At 66.8% G+C, this 22,076-nt stretch carries 16 protein-coding genes; 9 read left to right on the forward strand and 7 right to left on the reverse strand.

What is annotated here, in order from left to right:
* Window positions 1–79 precede the first annotated feature (79 nt).
* Entirely contained in the window at window positions 80–3,331 is a 3,252-nt protein-coding gene (locus ABZW74_RS15365; RefSeq protein ID WP_355277265.1) for an MMPL family transporter, read from the forward strand.
* Here ABZW74_RS15365 and ABZW74_RS15370 read toward each other — a convergent pair.
* Entirely contained in the window at window positions 3,328–4,584 is a 1,257-nt protein-coding gene (locus tag ABZW74_RS15370) for an AI-2E family transporter (protein ID WP_240854929.1), read from the reverse strand. The two genes, ABZW74_RS15365 and ABZW74_RS15370, sit on opposite strands and share 4 nt — an antisense overlap.
* 55 nt (window positions 4,585–4,639) lie before the next feature.
* Between ABZW74_RS15370 and ABZW74_RS15375 the strand changes: the two genes are divergently transcribed.
* Window positions 4,640–5,812, forward strand: coding sequence for a YbhN family protein (locus tag ABZW74_RS15375; protein WP_240854931.1), 1,173 nt, complete (start codon window positions 4,640–4,642; stop codon window positions 5,810–5,812).
* 51 nt (window positions 5,813–5,863) lie between these two features.
* Window positions 5,864–6,316 carry a DUF3054 domain-containing protein gene (locus ABZW74_RS15380; RefSeq protein WP_355277269.1) on the forward strand — a complete coding sequence of 151 codons (453 nt, stop codon included), beginning with the start codon at window positions 5,864–5,866 and terminating at the stop codon, window positions 6,314–6,316.
* 6 nt (window positions 6,317–6,322) lie between these two features.
* On the opposite strand, the gene ABZW74_RS15385 is transcribed toward ABZW74_RS15380, so the two are convergent.
* Window positions 6,323–7,957 (reverse strand): NTF2-like N-terminal transpeptidase domain-containing protein, encoded by a 1,635-nt coding sequence (locus tag ABZW74_RS15385; RefSeq protein ID WP_240854933.1) that lies wholly within the window; start codon window positions 7,955–7,957, stop codon window positions 6,323–6,325.
* 195 nt (window positions 7,958–8,152) lie between these two features.
* Here ABZW74_RS15385 and ABZW74_RS15390 point away from each other — a divergent pair, with 195 nt between their 5' ends.
* A complete protein-coding gene (locus ABZW74_RS15390; RefSeq protein WP_240854934.1) occupies window positions 8,153–8,890 on the forward strand; it encodes a pirin-like bicupin family protein in 738 nt (245 codons plus the stop codon).
* Window positions 8,891–9,002: 112 nt separating this feature from the next.
* Here the strand turns inward: ABZW74_RS15390 and ABZW74_RS15395 are convergent, their stop codons facing one another.
* From ABZW74_RS15395 to ABZW74_RS15410, 4 genes are all read right to left on the reverse strand, one after another.
* Window positions 9,003–10,226: a prolyl oligopeptidase family serine peptidase gene (locus ABZW74_RS15395; protein WP_355277272.1), complete on the reverse strand. Its 1,224-nt coding sequence runs from the start codon at window positions 10,224–10,226 to the stop codon at window positions 9,003–9,005.
* A 75-nt stretch (window positions 10,227–10,301) separates the two neighbouring features.
* Window positions 10,302–11,006, reverse strand: a complete 705-nt coding sequence (locus tag ABZW74_RS15400; protein ID WP_355277275.1) for a sterol desaturase family protein — start codon at window positions 11,004–11,006, stop codon at window positions 10,302–10,304.
* Window positions 11,003–11,731, reverse strand: coding sequence for a GntR family transcriptional regulator (locus ABZW74_RS15405; RefSeq protein ID WP_355277278.1), 729 nt, complete (start codon window positions 11,729–11,731; stop codon window positions 11,003–11,005). Before ABZW74_RS15405 ends, ABZW74_RS15400 begins: the two co-directional genes overlap by 4 nt.
* 56 nt (window positions 11,732–11,787) lie before the next feature.
* Window positions 11,788–13,263, reverse strand: a complete 1,476-nt coding sequence (locus tag ABZW74_RS15410) for an NAD(P)/FAD-dependent oxidoreductase (RefSeq protein WP_240854938.1) — start codon at window positions 13,261–13,263, stop codon at window positions 11,788–11,790.
* 61 nt (window positions 13,264–13,324) lie between these two features.
* Between ABZW74_RS15410 and ABZW74_RS15415 the strand changes: the two genes are divergently transcribed.
* Together ABZW74_RS15415 and ABZW74_RS15420 are read left to right on the forward strand one after the other, a co-directional pair.
* Entirely contained in the window at window positions 13,325–15,331 is a 2,007-nt protein-coding gene (locus ABZW74_RS15415; RefSeq protein WP_240854940.1) for a M13 family metallopeptidase, read from the forward strand.
* Between the two features lie 65 nt (window positions 15,332–15,396).
* Window positions 15,397–15,921 carry a potassium channel family protein gene (locus ABZW74_RS15420; protein ID WP_240855538.1) on the forward strand — a complete coding sequence of 175 codons (525 nt, stop codon included), beginning with the start codon at window positions 15,397–15,399 and terminating at the stop codon, window positions 15,919–15,921.
* Between the two features lie 206 nt (window positions 15,922–16,127).
* Here the strand turns inward: ABZW74_RS15420 and ABZW74_RS15425 are convergent, their stop codons facing one another.
* Entirely contained in the window at window positions 16,128–17,255 is a 1,128-nt protein-coding gene (locus ABZW74_RS15425; protein WP_240854942.1) for an NDMA-dependent alcohol dehydrogenase, read from the reverse strand.
* Between the two features lie 202 nt (window positions 17,256–17,457).
* Between ABZW74_RS15425 and ABZW74_RS15430 the strand changes: the two genes are divergently transcribed.
* From ABZW74_RS15430 to ABZW74_RS15440, 3 genes are all read left to right on the forward strand, one after another.
* Window positions 17,458–19,572, forward strand: a complete 2,115-nt coding sequence (locus ABZW74_RS15430; protein ID WP_355277281.1) for an MMPL family transporter — start codon at window positions 17,458–17,460, stop codon at window positions 19,570–19,572.
* Between the two features lie 129 nt (window positions 19,573–19,701).
* Window positions 19,702–20,658, forward strand: a complete 957-nt coding sequence (locus ABZW74_RS15435) for a R2-like ligand-binding oxidase (protein WP_240854946.1) — start codon at window positions 19,702–19,704, stop codon at window positions 20,656–20,658.
* Window positions 20,659–21,055: 397 nt separating this feature from the next.
* On the forward strand, window positions 21,056–21,913 hold the full coding sequence (locus tag ABZW74_RS15440; protein WP_355277284.1) for an alpha/beta fold hydrolase: 858 nt from the start codon (window positions 21,056–21,058) through the stop codon (window positions 21,911–21,913).
* The last annotated feature ends 163 nt before the right edge of the window (window positions 21,914–22,076 follow it).

Here is a 22,076-nt window from a genome sequence, read left to right on the forward strand (position 1 = left end):
AGGCGGCGCTGCGAGAATTCGGCGCTAGCGCTCAGACCCCGACCTATCAGACCCATCGGGCATCGAAAGGAGAACCAGCGTGTTCGGAGCCATCGGCACATTCGTCTACCGGATGCGCTTCGCCGTCATCGCGGTGATGATCGCGCTGATGGCCGGCCTGGGACTCTACGGCCTCGATCTGGGTAAGCATCTGAGTCAGAGCGGCTGGTTCGATCCGACGTCGGAATCGGTGAAGGGTTCGCAGTACGCCGACGCCGCGCTCGGGCGCGATCACCGCTCCGACATCATCCTGCTGATCACGCCGCCCGAGGGCACCACCGTCGACAACCCGGAGTTCGGGGCCAAGGTCGAGGACTTCGTCAACGACCTGATCGCGGCGCATCCCGACATCGTCAACCGGCAGGACCCCGGCATCATCGACCCGTTCCTGCAGCAGGCGATCCAGCCCGCCATCCAGGAACGCGCGTTCACCGACGACAAACGGCACGCATTCATCAGCATCGGCGTGGCCGGCAACGACGACACCACGGTGCTGAACAACTACAAGACGATCGAACCGTTCTTCGACGACATCGCCGAGCGGTTCGGCCTGCAGGGCACCACCTTCGAACTGGCGGGTCTGCAACCGGTCGCGGGCAGCATGGCCGACGGCATGGACGAGGACATCCGGCGCGCCGAGGTGATCGCGCTGCCGATCGTCGCGATCATGCTGTTCTTCATCTTCGGCGGCGTGGTGGCCGCCTGCCTCCCGGTCCTGATCGGTGGTCTGACCATCGCCGGGTCGCTCGGCATCATGAAGGTCTTGGCGCTGACCACCGAACTCAACATCTTCGCCCAGTCGGTGGTGACGCTGATCGGGCTGGGTATCGCGATCGACTACGGCCTGTTCATCGTGTCCCGGTTCCGCGAGGAGCTGGCCGAAGGCTATTCCACCAAGGCCGCGGTCCGAAGAACGGTGATGACGGCCGGACAGACCGTCGTGTTCTCGGCGACGATCATCGTCGCTGCTCTCGCGTGTCTGCTGATCATGCCGCAGGGCTTCCTCAAATCGGTTGCCTACGGCGCCATCGCGTCGGTGTCACTCGCGGCGCTGTTGTCGATCACGGTGCTGCCGGCCATCCTCAGCATCCTCGGGCCGCGCATCGACGCGCTGTCGATCCGCACCCTGATGGGCTGGACTGTGATCCCGGTGACGCGCAAGATCTTCGGCGACAAGCGGGCCGACGCCATCGACAGCCGGTTCACCGGTCGCATCAAGACCCGCGCCGATGTCGAGAACGGTTTCTGGGGCAAGTTGTCCGGTTGGGTGATGCAGCATCCGGTGGCGACCGCCGTCCCGACCGTCCTGCTACTCCTGGTGCTGATCATCCCGTTCGGCGGCATCCAGTTCGGCGGCATCAGCGAGAAGTACCTGCCGCCGGACAACGCGAACAGGCTGGCGCAGGAGCACTTCGACGAGTACTTCCCGACCGAGCGCACCGAAGAGATCAAGCTGGTCATCGTCTACGATCCCAACTCCGCGGACTACGACTACAAACTCCAGTCGATCGCCGACCAGGCGAACAAGATCCCCGGTTTCACCAAACAGTTCTCGACCTCGCCCAACGACTCGCAGTCCGCGCAGTACCCGGGCTCGGACGCGTGGATCTTCCAGATGGCGGCGGGTCTCGAGGACCGCGACACCGCGGCGCAGGCGATCAAGGATCTGCGCGCCATCGACACGCAGGGCCTGCAGATGTATGTGGCGGGCACCCCAGCCCTCACGCAGGATTCGATCGACGCCCTGATGAGCCGGCTGCCGCTGATGGCGGTCCTGCTGGTGCTCGTGACCGGCTTCCTGATGTTCCTGGCGTTCGGGTCGATCGTGCTGCCGATCAAGGCGGCGTTGATGTCGGCGCTGGGCCTGGGCTCCACCCTCGGCATCCTCACCTGGATCTTCGTCGACGGTCACGGCGCCGAGATCGCCAACTTCACGCCCGGCCCGCTGTTCGCGGCCGTCTTGGTGCTGATCATCGCGATCGTGTTCGGCCTGTCCACGGACTACGAGATATTCCTGTTGTCACGCATGGTCGAGGCGAGACAGAAGGGCGCGAGCACCACCGAGGCGGTGCGCGTCGGTACCGCCCACACCGGACGGATCATCACGGCGGCCGCGGCCATTCTCGTGGTGGTCACCGGCGCATTCGGTCTGTCCGACATCGTGATGATGAAGTACATCGCCTACGGCATGATCGCGGCCCTCATCCTGGACGCCACCGTCATCCGCATGCTGCTGGTGCCGTCGGTGATGAAGCTGCTCGGCGACGACTGCTGGTGGGCGCCACGCTGGATGCGCGTCATGCAGCAGAAGATCGGTCTCGGCGAGACCGTCCTCGACGATGAGCCCGACGAGATGCGCGACAGTGCTGCGGCCGCCCGCACGATGAGCGCGGGCACACTCGCCGCCGAAGCCCCGACCTCGGTCATGGAGCGCCCGCGGGTCGCACGCCCCGCAGCCATGGGTCCGCCGCCGGGCCGCGGACCGTCCGGACGCATCCGGCGCGAACAGCCCGAGCCGGCGACGGTCGCGACCAGCCGCCCCGTACGCGGGCGGGCGGTCGGGGCCCCTGGACCGGCCCGACCGACCACCCCAGCTCCCACCACTGCAGCTCCCACCACTGCGGCACCGATGGCTGCCCCCACCACTTCCGTGCCGGCCGCTGCCCCCACCCGGGGTGGACCGGCTGGACCGCCGCCTGGGAACCCACCGCGCCGGCCGACGCCGTATCGGCGGCCGACGACCGGTCGGAATTCCGGCCCGGACACCGGTGGCTGGCGACTCGGCGACGGCGGAATACGTCTCGGCGATCCCCAGCCGGCGACATCGCAGGCACCTCAACCGCCCGGACCCCCAGCGGCGCCTACCCAGGGACCCGCGCCGCAGGGGCCCGCGCCGCGCACGGCACCCGCGCCGACCGCCGGCCCGGCTGGGCCGAGTCCGGTGGGGCCGGGTCCGGTGGGCGCCCCGCCGACTTCACCCCCGCCGGACTCACCACTGCGGCGTCGGCCGACCCTCAACGACACCGGCAAACGCCCGTTGGCGGCGTCGCTGTCGCCCGAGCGAACCTCGCCACCGCCGCAGCAACCGCGCGGAACCGGCGACCGGATGGACCGCGGTTTGTCGCCCGATGCCGTGCCGTCGGCTCCGACGAATTCGGCGCAGAGTCGCGAGACCGCCGATTCCGACGCGCCGGTGTCACGGCGCTCCCGCACCGACCGGCATGCGCGCTCCGAGGACGGCGGACAGATCAGCGTTCAGGATCTGTTGCGGCGCAGCAAGTCCGACTCCTAGGATCGCGGTTCCGGCGGGTCGTCGTCGGGTAGGACGGCGATGCCGTCGGCGTATTCGGCCCACGTCGGTGCGTCCCCGCTCGGTCCGATCCCGCCGGTTTCGTCCCACATCGGTTTGTCGGGTTCGGCCACGTACATGCGATCGTCCGACGACAACCGCCCGTCGTCGGGCGAGGGTCGTGTGCTGGCCAGGTGGCGCACGGCGGTGTTGAGGAAGGCGATCAACGGCACCGCGAGCAGACCGCCGATGATGCCCGCCGACACGATGCCGGCCGCGATCGCCAGCACCACCGCAACCGGATGCAACCGAACCGAACGGCCGAGGAGAAATGGTTGCAGCACATGGCTTTCCAGCTGCATCACGCCGATCACGATGGCGAGGGTGATCACCGCGGCGATCCAGCCGTTGGTCACCAGGGCGACGATGACGGCCAGCGTACCGCTCACCAACGCGCCGACGATCGGGATGAACGCGCCCAGAAACACCAGCGACGCGAGCGGCAAGGCCAACGGAACCTGCAGGATCGCCAGTCCCACACCGATTCCCAACGCGTCGACGAGCGCGACCACCACCGTTGCCCGGACATAGCCGATGAGGGTTCCGAACCCGGCGATCCCGGCGCCCCACACTCGGCGGCGGCTGGCCGCGGGGACCACTCCGACGAGAAACCGCCAGATCTGGCCTCCCCCATAGAGAAAGAAGATCAGCAGGAAGACGGTGAGCAGGGCGCCGGTCACGATCTCACCGGCTGTGGTCGCGGTGGCGAGCGCCCCCGAGGTCACCTTGTCCTGGTTGTGTTGCACGACGTCGAGGACGTCGGTTCCGGCGTTGCCCACCTGATCGGCGTTGATGTGCAGGGGGCCGTCGATCAGCCACTGCTTGGTGCGGTCGACGGTCAGCCGCACCTGGTCGGCGAGTTCGGGTACGCCCCGGACGAATTCGCGGATGACAAAGGTGAGGACGGCGGCGAGCAGACCCAGCGCGACGACGATGACACCCAGCACCGCCAACGATCGGGGCACCCCGCGCCGATCGAGGGCGTCGACCACCGGCACCAGCATGGCCGCGCCCAGCACGGCCAGCGCCACCGGGACCAGCACCTGCTCGAACTCGGAGAAGATCAGCAACAGCACGTAGGCGGCCGCCGCGATGACGAGCAGCCGCCAGCTCCACTCGGCGGTCGCACGAACAAGCGGGTGCACGCGGGACCGATCGAACACCGCCGGGTCACGTGTGGAATCGGAGTCCGTCACCCCATCTACCGTAGGCTCATCGGCGGGGCAAGGGACATGCCCTAGGGTGTCCACTATGTCGTCGGAGGAAGCTGCACCCCGCAGCGCCCCGGCGCGGCCACGCTTCTGGTGGGTGCGCTGGACCCTGCTGGCGATCGTCGTGACCGTGCTCGCGGTCGAGATCTATCTCATCTGGCCGAAGCTCGAAGAGACCTGGTGGCGGATCGACGACCTCAAATGGCCGTGGATTCTCGCGTCGATTCTTGCGGCGCTGCTGTCGATGGACAGCTTCGCCCAGGTCCAACGCGCACTTCTGCGGTCCGCCGGCGTGGTCGTCAAGCAGTGGCAGTCGTTGTCGCTGATCCTCGCCGCGAACTCGGTCAGCCAGACGATGCCGGGTGGCCAGGTCCTCGCCCCTGCCTTCACCTATCGGGAGACCCGCAAGTGGGGCGCGACGCCGGTGGTGGCGTCGTGGCAGGTGGTGATGTCGGGGTTGCTCGCCGGCATCGGCCTCGCGGTCCTCGGACTCGGTGGCGCGGTGCTCGCCGGGGCAAAGACCAGTCCATTCTCCGTGTTCTTCTCGGTGGCCGGGTTCCTCGCCGTGGCACTCGTCCTGCAGTTCTTGGCCAGTCATCCCGAGTCGTTGCGGTCGACGGGTATCCGGGTGCTGGGCTGGGTCAACCAGCTGCGCAGCAAGCCGGACAACCATGGCATCGACAAGCTGTTGGAGACCCTCGAGCAGCTGCGCGCGGTGCAGCTCACCAAGCGCGACACCTCGATCGCGTTCGGGTGGAGCCTGTTCAACTGGGTTGCCGACGTCGCCTGCCTGATGTTCGCGTGCTGGGCGGTGGGCGCCCATCCGAGCATCTCGGGCCTCATGGTCGCCTACGCCGCGGGCAAGGCGGTCGGAACGGCGGTCCCCCTGCTCCCGGGCGGCATCGGCGTGGTCGACGCGGTGCTCGTCCCGGCCCTGACCAGCGCGGGAATGCCGGCGACCGACGCGCTGACCGCCGTCCTCGTCTACCGGATGATCAGCTATGTGCTGGTCGCGGCGATCGGCTGGGTCGTGATCATGGTGATGTTCCGGCACCGCATCAAGACCGTCGACACACTCGAAGAAGAGATCACCCGCGACGAGGTCGCCGACCCCGACGATCGCGTTCAGGACGAATCCGACGATCCCGACCCACCATGGGACGCCCCGCCATCCCCCGAGTCATCCCCCGATCGAACGACCGATGACCGCTGAGCGCGATCCTGACGTGCCGAGCGCAGCGCCGAGACGCTACCGTAATCCACCATGGCGAGTTCGGACACCGTAGAGCAAACGCTCGCCCCGATGCGCGGGGTGGCGTCGGCACCGGTCGCCGCTCTCATCGACGCCGCAGCCATCACCATTTTCGCCCTCATCGGGCGGGCCAGCCACGAAGAGGCCCTGTCTTTGATCGGCGTCGTGCAGACGTTGTGGCCGTTCCTCGTCGGCTGCGCCGCCGGCTGGTCGGTGACCTATGTGTACTCGCACGTCCGGTCGAGCGACTTCTTCGGCCACGATTTCCGCCCCGACCGGGTGGTTCCGGTCGGTCTGGTGATCTGGTTCTGCACGGTCACCGTCGGGATGATCGTGCGCTACATCCTGCACCAGGGCGTGGAAGTCGCGTTCGTCGTCGTGGCGGCAACCTTCCTCGCGCTGTTCCTGCTGGGATGGCGCCTTGCGTTCGCGGCACTCGCGCGACGCGCTCAGCGCAGTTCCTGACTCGCGCTACTTGATGGTGAAGTACTTCTGCGCCACCTGGAGTGCCGCCGTTCCCGACTTCGGTCCCTCGGTGTAGACGACGATCACCTTGCCGCCCTGCAAGCCCACGAACCATCCGGGGCCCTGCGGGCCGTTGGTGCCGACCAGTGCACGCAGGCCGGGCGCACGGGTCAGGTCACTCGCGTCGCCCTTCTTCGCGGTCAGCACCATCGCACGCTGGATCTGGTTGATCAGCGCCGGATCCAGTTCGCCGAGCGAACCGCCGACCACCTTGGTGGGGACGCCCTTGATGACGAAGGGCGCCGTGGACGTGAACTGTCCGGCGCCGCCGCGTGCGAGCGCCACACCGAGGGCTGCCATGTTCATCATCGACACGGTCTGACCGTGCTGGAAGTCGACGGTCGTCACGCCGGGCTGCCCTGGCATCGGCGCACTGGCACCCGGCACCGTCAGCTGGACGCCGAGCCCGAGCCGGTCGAGGATGGCCTCGCTGGACTCCTGGTTGGCCGCTGCCGCGCGTCCGACCGCGTCGAACACCGGATTGAGCGTGGTGCCCACCGGGAAGGCCTGGTCGACGTTGATGTTGCGTTGAGCCGCATAGGTGTTCTGGGCCATCCCCAGGATGCCGCCGGTGACGGCGTCGAGCGCGAGGATGGTGGCGGGCTGTCCGACCTCCACCGCGGCGTCACCGAGGGTGAGCTGCAGTGACTGATCGACGGTGGTGAACACGCTCGGCCCGGCCGGACCCTGCTCGCCGACGAGCTTGCGCGGCTTGATGCCCGGACCGACCATCTGTACCTGCCAGCCGGCGGTCGCGTCGCGGATGGCCTGCCAGTAGTTGGTCAGCCCCGACTCGAGCGGCGACATGAGTCGACGGTCGGCCATCACGAGGGCGCCCGCCTTGTTGACGGTGACCCCGGGGATACGAGCCGGGTTGCCGGCGAGTACGCCCATGTCGGAGTCGCGCAGCACCACTGCCGTGACCGGCCTGCCGGCCGCCTCGTCGAGCTTGTTGGTGATGATCTGCGCGGTGACGAGCGGGGCGATCGGGGCGATGGCGCGTGCCAGCGCGCGGGCGGAGTTGTCCGGGTTCCGGGTGCGGGCCGGGTCGAGGATGAGCTCGTTGACCGGCTGCAAGACCATGAACGCCTTGCCGGTACGGCTGCGAACGGACGGTGCCGGGGTCGCGTCGGTGCGGATCTCGCGCAGCATTCCGCCCGCGGGCAGACCCGGATAGATGATCGACGGTTCCCACGTCACCTTCCACCCGGTCGAGAGGTGTCGGGCGGTGCCGTTGCTGGTGGTCTCGAACTTCCGGCCCTTGTCCCAGGTGTAGGTGGTCTTGAGGGCGAACGACGCCGTGCCGTCGCTGTATTCGACGGGGTTGCGCACCTCGACGTGCACGCTGTTGGCCCGCATCGCCTGAAGGGTCGCGGTGAGCGCCTCCCCGGCCTGACCAGGTGCGGTGGTGAACTGCGCGGCACCACCGGCATCCTGTTTGTTCAACGCGGACGCATAGCCTCTCATCGCGGCTGCGGCCCCGGTGTCGTCTGTTCCGGTGATTCCACACGAGGACACAGCGACAGCGATTCCGAGCGCGGCACAAGTCGCGAGGATCGCGCACTTGACCCAGATCTTCATGTTCACAATTTTCACTCTTGTCACACGCGATTTCGATCCCTTGAGCTTCCATTCGGGGATCGGAGCGGTCACAATCGTGTCTCGCGGCGCTGTTCGTGCGGGGGTGACGGCCGGCCGGGAATGGCGTGGGCCGTGCGGAACTCGCGTATCTGCCCTGGTCGCCAGAGCGCGCTCACCGGCTGTCCATAATGGATCATGACGGTTTCCCTGATCCGAGGACCCGAGCGCGCGGTGACGGCCACCGAGTGGCTGGTGTCCCGCCATAGCTTCTCCTTCGGAGACCACTACGACCCATACAACACCCACTACGGAGTGCTGTTGGCCATTAACGACGATTTGGTGTCGCCGGGCCACGGGTTCGATTCACATGCTCACCAGGAGACCGAGATCGTCACTTGGGTAGTCGAGGGCACGCTGGTTCACCGCGATTCCGCGGGGCACTGCGGGGTCCTCTATCCCGGCCTCGCACAGCGGATGAGTGCGGGTTCGGGCGTCCGGCATTCCGAACGCAACGACCCCTGGCCCGACCTCTCCGATTCCGGCCGCTCGCCGGTGCGCTACATCCAGATGTGGGTGATGCCCGACAACCACGGTCTCGAGCCGTCGTACGAACAGGCTAACGTCTCCGACCTGCTTCGTCCGGGCAAACTCGTGCCGGTCGCCTCCGGCGAGGACGGTGTCGACTCCGCGATCCGTATCGCCAACGCCGGCGCGACCCTCTACGCGGCGCGCCTGACACCGGGGCAGTGTGTCGAGGTTCCGCCGGCACGCTTCACCCACGTGTTCGTGACCGCCGGCGAGGTCGTGATCGGCGACGATCGGCTTGGCGACGGCGACGCCCTGCGCGCCGACGACGCCGACGGGCTGGCCATCACGGCGACCTCCGACGCCGAGGTCCTCGTCTGGGCGATGAACAAGCGACTCGGCGAGTAGCGCCCCGACCGACTCGCCCGGCCAGGAATCGAGTCGAGTTGGAGAACGCGAGTGCTGCAGCACTCGCGTTCTCCGATTCGGCACCGGTTGTCGCGAGTCGTGTCCCTCTCGGTCAGGCCAGCTTGACGTCGAGCCAGTCGAACATGCGCTGGTCGGTCATTGCGCGGGCCATCGGCTGGCAATGCCAACTCGCCCCATCGGCGGCGGTGAACTCCATCAGTTCCGCTCCTCCTCCGACCATGCCGACGAGCCGAGCCGACTGTCCGGGCCAGAACTGTTCGTGTTCCGGAGCAGTGACCAGCATCGGCGTTCTGATCTGGGCGGCGAGTTCGTCGGTGAGCCGGTACTCCTGGACCGCCACATAGGTTTCGAAGTATCCAGTGGCACCATAAGGCCTTGCCCGCCAATCGAATTCACGCTTCGTTGCCGAGCTGAGCTTCATTCCGATACCCATGTCGCGGTCGAATGAGTCACGCTTGCCCGCAGCGAGTTCCGTGCGCAGTGGGCTCGGCAGCTTGTCCATCCAACTCGTTGCGACGTCGACGACGCCGGGATCGGCGATGGCCGCACGATACCGGTGCTCGAAGGCAAGCGAGCGCGGCACCCAGTAGCCTGCCTGCGAGATTCCGTACAGCGCGAGACGATCCGAGTCGACGCCGGGTTGTTGCAGTACGACATCGGTGACCGGCGTCAGCACCGCTTCCCAGTCGGGCCGGAACGGTATCTGGTGTTCGAACAGCATGGATTGCTGACCGGGCCCGTCGAACATGACGACGTTGTACCCGCGTTCGAGCGCGCCGCGTGCGGCGGCACTCCACTGACCGGACACCGCGCCGTCGCTGCCGTTGATCATGACCAGCGTGGGCCGGCCGCCATCAGGGTGCAGCGGTGCGAGAAACCAGCCCGGCAACGTCGTGTCCTCGTACGGGATCGTGAGTCGATGAGCATCGAACGGGCCGTGGTCGATGAACGATTCCCATGCGGCGCGATGCTCCCGGAACACCGGCAGCCGCTGTTCGGCGGTGGGCAACTCGTCGACCGCGTCGACCGCCATCGAAAGATAGTTCGCCGCACGTAGGTACGCCCATGCCGCGCTGACCCGGTGGCCGCCTGCGGCGCTGGCGTCGGCCTCGTGGCGCACGCGCCGGCCGAGTCGGAGCCAGGCGTCGAACCAGGCCTGTCCGCCGCCCTTGAGTCCGCTGATGGTGGCGAGAACCTCGCCAACGTCGGCGCCGCCGGCGTTGGAGGTGCCGAGCAGGCAACGGACGGAGTAGTCGCGGCCCTCGGAATAGAAGCCGGTGTCGTAAGCGGTATGTGTTGCGTGAGGTAGTTGCATGCCTTCGACTCTGCAGCGCGGCCGATGGCAACACATCCGTCAACTGACGCAGATTTCGCCGCCAGACGTCGACCGTCAATCGGTGAGCGCGTGAAGGTTCTTCGCGGTCGGCGACTTCTCCACCGACTCGGGGTCGGGATAGGTCTGCAGTAGACGGTCGGCGGTTCCCGACGTGGTGACCGTGAACCAGTAGTGCTCGTTGCGGTAGTGATGGAAGCGATGATTGCGCCAGGTCGCCCGGTAGAGGCGGGTCTTGGGTTTGTAGTCCGTGTGGATCAGGTAGTGCGTCCACTCGTACACGATGCCCAGAAGTCCGAGAACCACCATGAAGGTGAGCCCACGTTCGACGCTGCGAAAGAGCACCAGCCCGACCACGAGCGCCGCCACCAGCACCGGTATCAACGCCCGCCACGGGATGAAGATGAGCGGGATGTCGCGCGGATCCTGATGGTGCTCACGGTGTTTGCGCGCGAGCAGGGTGTCGAGGGTGACCGGCCCGAGCCGCTTGGGCCGCCAGTGCAGGATGAAGACATGGATCAGCCACTCGGCGATCGGGAACACCGCGACCATCACGACGGGTACGACAAGATCCGCGACACCCCAGCCGCCGACCCAGACCCGAGCGATCACCGACGCGACCAGGAATGCCGAAATCATCCAGGGCGACGGATGTTTCACGAATTCGGCCAAGGCCGACGCGAGGGTCACGTTTCGCCGCGACGCCCGCAGACGACGCTCGTCGCTCTCGACGCGACGCCGCGCCTGATCCGGGGTTTTCATGTGGATTCCACTCCCATCAGTCCTTCGCACATCGCAAGCAGCGCTTGGGTTGCCGGCGCGAGCAATGCCTCGGCGGCGGCTCGGGCGCGGATCGGATCGTGCGACGCGATCGCCTCGACCACCGTCCGATAGCCGCCGAGGTTGCCGACCTCGGGTTCGAGAACCGTCGCCAGCTCGGGCAATACCGGTTCGTAGGCGGCTCGCAGCGAGTTGTACATCAGCCGGAACGCCATCGAGTCGGCGGCGTCGATGACGCGACTCCAGAACTCGAGCGCGACGACCTGCTGTCCGACTGGATCGGATTCGTTCTCCAGATCGGTGAGCGACGACTCCAGTTGTGCTGCAACCCCATCGGCAGCACGGAGCGCAGCGAGCTCGGCAACCTTCGGTCCGATCAGAGCCCGCGCCTCGACCACCGAGCGAGCGACTCGAGGGTCGAGGTCACCCTGTCGGACAAGGAGTCTCGGCAGCAGATCCAGTCCGCCGCTCGACGCCGGATCGAGCACCCGCGTGCTCCCGCCCTGCCGGATAGTGACCAGCCCTGCCGCAGCGACCCGCTTCAATGCCTCACGCACCGCGGGGCGCGACACCCCGAGCACACGCGCCAGTTCACGCTCACTCGGCAACGACTCGCCCGCGGGCAGTTCGCCGGACAGCACGCCGTCGACGATCTGCTCATAGACGTCCTCGGGCACGCTGCGCGGCGAGATGGGTTCGAACGGCATGGGTGTGACGGTAGCCACCAGGGCACAGGTGGTCAAGTGGTCAGACCAATATGACTCTAGTGCAACTGCTCCAACAGCCGCAGCCACACCTCGCTGATCGTCGGATACGACGGAACCGCGTGCCAGAGGCGATCGAGCGACACCTCCCCGACCACCGCCACCGTCGCCGAGTGCACCAGCTCCGCGATGCCCGCACCGACAAACGTCGCGCCGATGAGTACGCCACGGTCGCGGTCGATGACGAGCTTGGCGCGCCCGGAGTAGTCCGGTCCGGCCAGGTATGAGCCGGCGACCGCGATGTCGGTCTCGGCGATCTGCACCTCGATGCCCCGCTCTCGGACCTGCGCCTCGGTCAGCCCCACCGAGGCCATCTCGGGGCGGGTGAACACGACCTGCGGGATGGCGTCGCGGTCGGCCGACGCGGCGTACCGGGGGTTGTCCAACTCGCGACGCTGCGCACGAGCAGCGATGACGTCGCCGGCAACCCGCGCTTGGTATTTACCCATGTGGGTCAACGCAACTCGGCCGTTCACGTCGCCCACGGCGTACAACCACGGATGGCCGTCGACAGTCATGTGATCGTCGACGGCCACCGGGCCGTGCGCCTCGAGACCGATCGAATCGAGCCCGAGATCCGTTGTCGCCGGCGTTCTTCCGGCAGCCACGAGGATCTCGTCGACCGTGATGTCCTCGTCGGTGTCACCGCTGGACAGAACGACACGTGCCGGCTCGCCGTGCAGCCGGCCATACCCGGTATCGGCGACACCAGGACGGTCCACCGAGGCGATCGTCGTGCCGAATCGCACGTCCACTCCCAGCTTGCGCAGTCCGCCGACAATCCGTTCGGACGCAAAGGGTTCTGCTTTGGGAAGCACACGGTCGCCGCGGATCACCATGGTCACCGCGGCACCCAGGTCGGCCAACCACGTGGCGGCCTCGCATGCGACCACACCACCGCCGAGGATCGCGATCCGGTCCGGCACCTCCACCAAGTTGGTCGCATCGCGCGACGTCCAGGGCAGGGCCTCGCGCAACCCGGGGATCGGTGGGATCGAGGCAACGCTGCCCGTGGCGATGACCACCGCATGCCGCGCGTGCAGAGTCAAGCGCCCGCCGTCAGCCGATTCGACGACCACCAGCCGATCCGCGACGATCCGCCCATGCCCGCGGACGACCTCGATGCCCGCACCACGCGCCCACGCCACCTGCGACGCGTCATCGCGAGAATGGTTCACCGTGTCGCGCCACCCGAGCAGCGCGTCCGGTTCCGGCCGGTCATCGACGACCCGGGGAGCGGACCCCGGCAAGGCACGCGCGGCGGCGAGTGCCGCACCCGCACCCAGCAACGCCTTGCTCGGCATACACGCCCAATACGAACACTCACCGCCGAGCAGCTGGTGTTCGACGATCGCCGCCGTCCGATCGGACCCCCGGATCGCGTAGTCGGCGACGTTCTCGCCGACCGGACCACCCCCGACCACCACCACGTCGTAGGTACGCACCTGGGTTGACTCGAGATCAGGGGCCGTCATGACATCCACGGTAGGCCCGCGTCGGCCGACGCGGCTGACGGATCGCGATCGCGGTGACAGGATGGAGCGCGTGACTTCTTCCGACACCACCCTCGCGTCCGGACTCGACCTCGAGTGGGTCGACGATTCCGTTCGCGTCCAAGACGACCTGTTTGCCCACGTGAACGGCAAGTGGCTGGAATCCCACGTGATCCCCGAGGACCGTGCCATCGACGGGGCGTTCCACGTGCTGCGCGATCGCGCCGAGGAAAACGTCCGCGACATCATCACCGAATGCGCCGAGTCGAGCCCACCGAGCGGCTCCGACGCGCTGAAGATCGGTGACCTGTTCGCGTCGTTCATGGACACCGACCACGTCGATGCCCTCGGCATCGGACCCATCGCCGGCGAGATCGAGAAGATCGCCGCGATCGACTCGGTTGCCGCGCTCTGCCGTCGGATGGGTCGCCTCACCCGGCACGGCGTCGGCGGCCTGTTCGGCTTCTACGTCGACACCGACGCGCGGGCGTCCGACCGCTACCTCGTGCACATCGTGCAGTCCGGCCTCGGGTTGCCCGACGAGTCGTACTATCACCCCGACGCCGACGGCAACGACAATCACGCCGACACCCGCACCGCGTATGTCGCGCACGTGGAGCGCATGTTCACCCTCGCCGGATTCGACGACGCCGCCGATCGCGCGGCGACGATCCTCGATCTGGAAACCGCTCTGGCCCAAGACCATTGGGATGTCGTGGCCCGACGCGACGCCGAGAAGACCTACAACCTGCTGTCCCTGGACGAATTGGAGTCCGCGGCAGACGGTTTCGACCTCGGCGAGTGGTTCGGCGGCCTCGGGACGGTCGGCGATGCCACCTTCGCGGAAGTCGTCGTCGGGCAACCGTCCTTCGTCACCAGCGCGGCCCGGTTGGTCGCGCAGCGGCCACTCGAGGACTGGAAGACCTGGCTCACCTGGCGTCTGCTGCGTTCGGCGGCACCGTACCTGTCGTCGGACTTCGTCGACGAGAACTTCGACTTCTACGGGCGGACGCTGTCGGGAGCGGAGACCAACCGCGACCGCTGGAAGCGCGGCGTGTCCTTCGTGGAGGGCGCGATGGGCTTCGCGGTCGGGAAGTTGTACGTGGACAAGCACTTCGGCCCCGAGGCCAAGGCGCGGATGGACGAGTTGATCGCGAATCTGGTGGCCGCCTACCGCCGCAACATCTCCGACCTCGAATGGATGACGCCGGAGACCCGCACCAAGGCGCTCGTCAAACTCGACAAGTTCACCCCCAAGATCGGCTACCCCGCGTCCTGGCGCGACTACGGCGCACTCATCGTCGACCGCGGCGATCTCATCGGAAATGTCGCGCGCGCTACATCATTCGAGCAGGAGCGCGAATTTGCGAAGATCGGATCACCCGTCGACCACGACGAATGGTTCATGACACCGCAGACGGTGAACGCCTACTACAACCCCGGCATGAACGAGATCGTCTTCCCGGCAGCGATTCTGCAGCCGCCGTTCTTCGATCCGGACGCCGACGACGCGGCCAACTACGGCGGCATCGGTGCGGTGATCGGGCACGAGATCGGCCACGGCTTCGACGATCAGGGCGCCAAGTACGACGGCGACGGCAACCTGGTGAACTGGTGGACCGACGCCGACCGCAACGAGTTCTCGGCTCGTACCGGCAAACTCATCGATCAGTACGGCGAGTTCACCCCGGACGGCCTCGATCCCAAGTACAAGGTCAACGGCGCCTTCACCATCGGCGAGAACATCGGCGACCTCGGCGGCTTGTCGATCGCGCTGGTCGCCTACGGCCTCGCGACCGAAGGCACGACACCCCCGGAGATCGACGGCCTGTCCGGCGAACAGCGTGTGTTCTTCAGCTGGGCCGAGATCTGGCGTACCAAGACCCGCGACGCCGAAGCAATCAAACGGCTGTCGGTCGACCCGCATTCGCCGCCGGAGTTCCGGTGCAACGGTGTGGTCCGCAACATCGACGCGTTCTACGACGCCTTCGACGTGAAGCCCGGCGACGCACTGTATCTCGACGAATCCGACCGGGTCAGGATCTGGTGACCGACGACTCCGGAGCGCGCGGGGGCGAATCCGGGCCGGCCGAGCAGCCGCACCCGCTCACCGGCATTGCCCGACGCGACGTCACCGAAGCCCTGTTGCGGCCACTCGGCGCTGCGGTGGTCTTGCTCACCGGATACTTCGTGCTGCCGATCAACAAGGACAGCGACGTCAACTACCTCGGCTTACTGGTCGGGGCGATCCTGCTCTCCGCCTTTTGCGTATGGGAGGTACGCAGATTCGCGCGATCCACCCGGCCGGTCGCCACCGCGATGGAGATGCTGGTCGCGCTGGCCAGCTTCTACATCGTGGTGTTCGCGACCACGTACTTCTTGTTCTCGGACTACTCGCACGGGAGTTTCAACGAGAAGCTGACCAAGATCGACGCGCTGTATTTCTGCCTGACCGTTTTCACCACAACGGGTTTCGGCGACATCGCACCCGATTCCGAGCCCGCACGCATCGCGGTGTCGATTCAGATGGCCAGCACTCTCATCCTGCTCGGCCTCGGTATCCGCTGCCTCAACGTGCTCATCACCTTCCGACAGCGCGACGTGGGGAACTCAAGCGAAGAGTCCCCCTCCGCTGGCTGAGAACCTCCCGCTGGCTCAGCACCCTCCCGCTGGCTGAGGTGCTCGAGGCGCTAGCCGAGAGCCTCGAAGGCCCTGGTGAGACGACATTGTCAACTCGCCAGGCCCTTCGAGGCTCGCTTCGCTCGCACCTCAGGGAGCGGGGTGGAGGCTCGCAGGCTCGCACCTCAGCCGGCGAGGGGGAGCGGGGTGGGCAGGAAGCCGACCACTCAGTAGTCGTCGTCTCCGTAGACGATCATGCCGCGAATGTTGTTGCCCTCCAACATGTCGTCGTAGGCCTCGTTGATCTGATCCAGGCGGTAGGTGTTGGTCACCAGGTCGCTGAGGTTGAGCTTGCCCGCGCGGTACTCGTTGAGCAAGGTGGGGACCTGCGTACGCGGGCTGGCTCCACCGAAGATCGCGCCTTGCACGCGCTTCTGCAGCAGGGTCAGTTCGAAGAGGTTCATCTGGGCGTCCATCGCACCGAAGTTGCCCATACCGGTGACGATCACCTGGCCACCCTTGCCGGTCAGGCTCAGTGCCGGCTGGATCATCGAACCGTCGATCTCGCCGACGGTGAGGATCGTCGTATTCGCCATCTTGCCCCAGCTGATCTCGCCGATGACCGGAAGTGCGTCTTCCATCGACTCGAAAGTGTGTGTGGCACCCAGCTTCTCGGCCATCTGCCGCTTGAAGGGCACTGGATCGACTGCAGCCACGATCCGCGCGCCTGCGGCGGCGGCACCCTGGACCGAGTTGATCCCGACGCCACCGATGCCGACCACCACGACCACGTCACCGGCGTGGGTTGCCCCGATCTCGACGGCCGAACCCCATCCGGTGGCCACACCGCAACCCAGCAGTGCTGCTTCCTTGAGTGGGATGTCGTCTTCGATCTTCACCAGGGATGCCTGGTTGACGGTGATGTAGGGCGCGAAGGTCCCCAGGAGGCACATCTGGGTCAGGCCGGTGCCGTCGGAGGTGTGCGCCCGGTGCGTGTCGTCGGAGATCGCCAGACCCGACAGCAATCGCGCGCCCTCGTCGCAGAAGTTCTGATCGCCGCGCGAACACGGTTCGCACACTCCGCACGCCGGAATGAAGGCGGTGACGACGTGGTCACCTTCTTTGAGGTTGGTGACACCGGGCCCGACCTTGTGCACCACACCGGCACCCTCGTGGCCACCGAGCACGGGCATCGGAATCGGGCTGTCGCCGGTGCGCAGGTGATGATCGGAGTGACACAGTCCGGAGCTGACCAGTTTGACCTGCACCTCGCCGGCGGCCGGATCGCCGAGTTCGAATTCTTCGATCTGCCATGGCTGTCCGACTCCGCGGAGGATGGCGCCCTTGGTCTTCATACGTGCTCCTTCTTGTCCCATCCCACGCGGGGAAAAACTATGGCGATCGACTTATGCGACGCACGTCACATCCTGCCCAAAGGAACGTTTTCCCGCGCCGGTTTCAGGGATCTCTCAGACACCGATCCGACCGCCGCCGCGGCTCCGAATAGGGACCGTGCGCCCGAGATTGCCGAACACCGAGACATGTAAAGATGAGCCCATGGCGACGAAGCCAGATGAAGTGGCCCGCGGCACCGGCCGTACAACGACGTTGCGTTGGCTCATTCCCGCGCTCGTCCTGCTCGGGTGGCTCGTCATCGGCGGTGTCGCCGGACCGTTTGCGGGCAAGCTCTCGTCGGTGTCGACGAACTCGAACTCTGCGTTCTTGCCTGCGTCGGCCGAGTCGACGCGGGTCAACGATCTGCTCTCCGACTTCGAGGACACCGACTTCCTGCCCGCGATCGTCATCGCGGAGCGCACCTCGGGCATCACCCCTCAAGACCTCGCCTCTCTCAGCCAGGCCACCGCACCACTGGCCGGGACCGAGGGCTTCGGTCCGCAGTTCTCACCACCGATCCGCTCCGACGACGGCCAGGCCGCTCAGCTGATCGTCCCGATCTCCACCGACGGAGAACCGGCCGACACCACGGAGAAGCTGCGCGACGCGCTCGCCAACCCACCCGACGGGCTCACCGTCAAGGTGACCGGACCGGCCGGACAGGTCGCCGACCTCGGCGAGGCGTTCGGTGGGATCGACGGCCTACTGCTCCTGGTCGCGGGGACGGTCGTGATCGCGATCCTGATCGTCGTCTACCGCAGCCCGATCCTCCCGTTCGTGGTGGTCATCTCGGCCGTGTTCGCGTTGTCGCTCGCGTCCGGCGCCGTGTACTTCCTGACCAAGCAGGGCGCCCTCGAACTCAACGGCCAGAGTCAGGGCATCCTGTTCATCCTGGTGTTCGGCGCCGCGACCGACTACGCACTGCTCCTCGTGTCCCGATTCCGCGAGGAGCTCATCACCACCGGTGACACTTACGATGCGCTGCGCATCGCCTGGCGGTCGACGATCGAACCGGTCGCGGCGTCGGCGGGAACGGTCATCGCCGGCGTGCTGTGCCTGTTGTTGAGCGACCTCAATTCCAATCGAAGTCTGGGCCCGGTCGCGGCACTCGGAATCGCGGCGTCGTTCCTGGCGTCGATGACGTTCCTTCCCGCCGCCCTCGCACTCCTCGGCCGCGCGGCGTTCTGGCCGATGCGTCCCCGATTCACTCCCGACGCCGATGTCGAGGGCGGCAGCACGCACCGGTTCTGGCGTCGGATCGCCGACGCCGTGGCCGCCCGCCCGCGCACCATCTGGATCGGCACCCTGATCATTCTGCTGGTCGGCGCCGCATTCGCGCCGACCTTCCGCGCCGACGGTGTCGCGTCGACCGACTACTTCCTGGGCACCGTCGAATCCGTTCAGGGCGCCGACATCCAGGCCAGACACTTCGACGCCGGGAGCGGTTCACCGACCTGGATCATCACCGACCAACAGTCCGCGGCCGCCGTCACCGACGCGGTGCGCGGGGTCGACGGCGTGGCCAACGCGCAGGTTCTCCAGCAGGGCGGGACGCCGGTGGTGCGCGACGGCAAGGTGGCCGTCGAGGTGACACTGACCGACAACGCCGAGTCGCTGGCGGCACAAGACACGGTGGAACGGATCCGTGACGTCGTGCACCCGATCCCGGGAGCCGACGCCCTGGTCGGCGGCACGTCGGCCGTCGATCTGGACACGCGGACCACCGCAATCCACGACCGCAACCTGATCATCCCGGTCGTGCTGCTGGTGGTGCTGGCGATCCTGATCCTGCTGCTGCGCAGCGTCGTCGCGCCGGTATTGCTGCTGGCCACCACGGTGGTGTCGTTCGCGGCCACGATCGGCGTCTCGAGCCTGCTCTTCGACGGCCCCTTCGGCTTCCCCGGCGCCGACCCGGTGGTGCCACTGTTCGCCTTCGTGTTCCTGGTCGCGCTCGGCATCGACTACAACATCTTCTTGATGACCCGCGTGCGCGAGGAGTCACGAATTCATGGCACCCGCGACGGCATGATCCGCGGCCTCACCGCGACCGGTGGTGTCATCACGTCGGCCGGTGTGGTGCTGGCGGCGACCTTCGCCGCGCTCGCGGTGATTCCCCTGCTGTTCCTCGCGCAGGTCGCATTTCTGGTGGCCTTCGGAGTCCTCGTCGACGCTCTCGTGGTGCGCACACTGCTCGTCCCTGCCCTGACGATCGACATCGGCCGCCGTGTCTGGTGGCCGAGCACACTGTCTCGCGATAGGTCGAAATCGACTGACTGACAACACAATTGATTCGCCGACCACACACCCTCAACCAAACCTGAGAGTTCGGTCAATCTGATAACGTTCGCGCCAGTAAAGGGTTAGCGTCAACGGACAACCGTCGAATGATCGTTAGCTGGTGTCGCCTTGAGTCTCGTCGAGCACAACACGAACGGGGGCGAAGAACTTTCGCCCCTGCCTCGTGCCGGCGTGGAGTGGGACAGCTTTCCCACGCACCTCTTCATGACGGGCAACGCCCGATTCTGGGACCCGTCCGCGATCGACTTCTCGGCGGACGCCGTGGATTGGCGGGAGATCGACGACGGGCGACGACGAGCCGCGACCTACCTCATCGCACAGTTCTGCGCCGGCGAGGAGGCGGTCACCCGGCACATCCAGCCCTTCCTTCGGTCAGCCGTCGCGGGCCGTCGACTCGGCGACGAGATGTACCTGTCGCAGGTTGCCTTCGAGAAGTCCAAGCATGCCGAGGTGTTCGCGTTGTGGTCCGACGCCGTCGGACTGTCCGACGACCTCACGCCCTACGTGGAGGCCAACCCGTTCTATCGGCAGATCTTCGGTGACGAGCTCCCGACCGCGCTCGCCGCACTGGACGACGACCCGTCCCCTGTGAACGAGATCCGCGCGTTGGTCACCTATCACCAGGTTGTCGTCGGGTCGCTCGCCCTGACCGGCCACCACATGGTGCAGCGGATCTGCTCGACACACGGCATCCTGCCCGGGTTGCGGCGGGTGATCCGCTTCGTCAACGCTGACGAACGCCGGCATGTGGCGTGGAGTTCGTACACGTGTCGTCGACTGATCGCCGACGACGACGCCCTCTGGGATGTCGCCCTCACGCGCCTGGGCGAGCTGACGCCGCTGGCGCTCGGCATGATCAACTGGGTCGACGAGCAGTTCGAGACACCACCCTTCGGCCTAGACAACGCCCAGTTCATCGCCCACGCCGCCGACCGAGCGAGCCGTCGACTCGACGCGATCGCCGCCGCGCGCGGGCGCCCGGTCGCCGAGATCGACGTCGACTATTCCCCCGAGGCGCTCGAGGACACGTTCGGCAACGAGGACGACGCCGCACTGGGTGCCTGACTGACTCGACGAGTTCAGCAACCAGGCTTCTGAACTGGGGAAACACGACGGCGTCGTGCCCGCAAAATCTAGGGGAAGAACTTCTTCCCCGGGGTTCGTAGTCGTCCGCGAGAATTTTCTGGGGGAAGACACCAAGGGTCGGGGAAGAAGTTTCTTCCCCTACTTTTGTGGGCGCGTGTTCGTGGCGTCGCGTTCGGCGGAACGCGATGACCGACAGCCGGTGACTGAGATCGGGCCGTCAGTGTCCGCTTCCGGGAGATGCCCGGATGACCAACGTCAGGGGCCCGATCCTGGCCGCCGGTCCTGCCCTCTTCCCGCCTCCACGATCGCCGACGACGTCAACGGATAGTCACTCACCCGCGTGACAGCGGAATAGAACACGTTCTAGTCTTGGTTCGTGGATGTCACCTATGACGCAACCAAACGGGAACTGACCACCGAGCAGGGCACGCTGCGCTATCACGAGGCCGGCGCGCCCGATGCTCCGCCGCTGATCCTGCTGCACGGTTCGGGCCCCGGCGTCACGGGCTGGCGCAACTATCGCGGCAATCTGGGGTTCTTCGCGCAGACGCATCGATGCTTCGTGCTCGAGTTTCCCGGCTTCGGGGTGAGCGATCCGTGGGAGGGCATGCCGGTCCTGACCGCGGGCAAGTCGGTGATCGCGTTCATGAACGCCCTCGGCATCGATTCCGCGCCGATGATCGGCAACTCGATGGGCGGCGTCGTGGGTGTGAACCTCGCGATGAAGAAGCCCGACCGGGTGGCGAAGCTGGTGACCATCGGGGGCGTGGGACCCAACGTGTACAGCCCCAGCCCCAGCGAGGGCTTGCGGTTACTGCAAGAGTTCGCCGACGACCCCGACAAGGACAAGCTGATCCGCTGGCTCACCGCCATGGTCTACGACCGCGCGCTCGTCACCGAGGAGCTGATCGAGGAGCGCTGGGAAGCCGCGATGAACGCCGACGCCCTCGCCACCGGCCGGGCGATGTACGGCTCGGCCGCCTTCGAGATGCAGCAGAAGTTCCTCGCCGACGCCGACATCCCGCCCTACTGGTCGATGATGCACAAGATCAAGTGCCCCACCCTGCTCACCTGGGGCCGCGACGACCGCGTCAGCCCACCCGACATGGCGATGGTCCCGATGCGCCTGATCCCCGACGCGGAACTCCACGTCTTCCCCAAGTGCGGACACTGGGTGATGATCGAGGCCAAGGAGGCATTCGAGGCGACCGTCGCCGCGTTCCTCGCGCGCTGAGCTCCGGGCTGACCCCGCTCCCCCTCCCGCTCCGCAGCCCCCACCCGCCGGTCGAGCCGCCATCGAGTCCGACCCCTTGCTGGTTGAGCAGCGACGAGCGAGCGCAGCGAGTCCGACGCGTGTCGAAACCCCGGTGAGCCGAGTGTGTCGGCAACAACCGCAC

Source organism: Gordonia sp. NPDC003585 (assembly GCF_040610755.1).
GTDB lineage: Bacteria > Actinomycetota > Actinomycetes > Mycobacteriales > Mycobacteriaceae > Gordonia.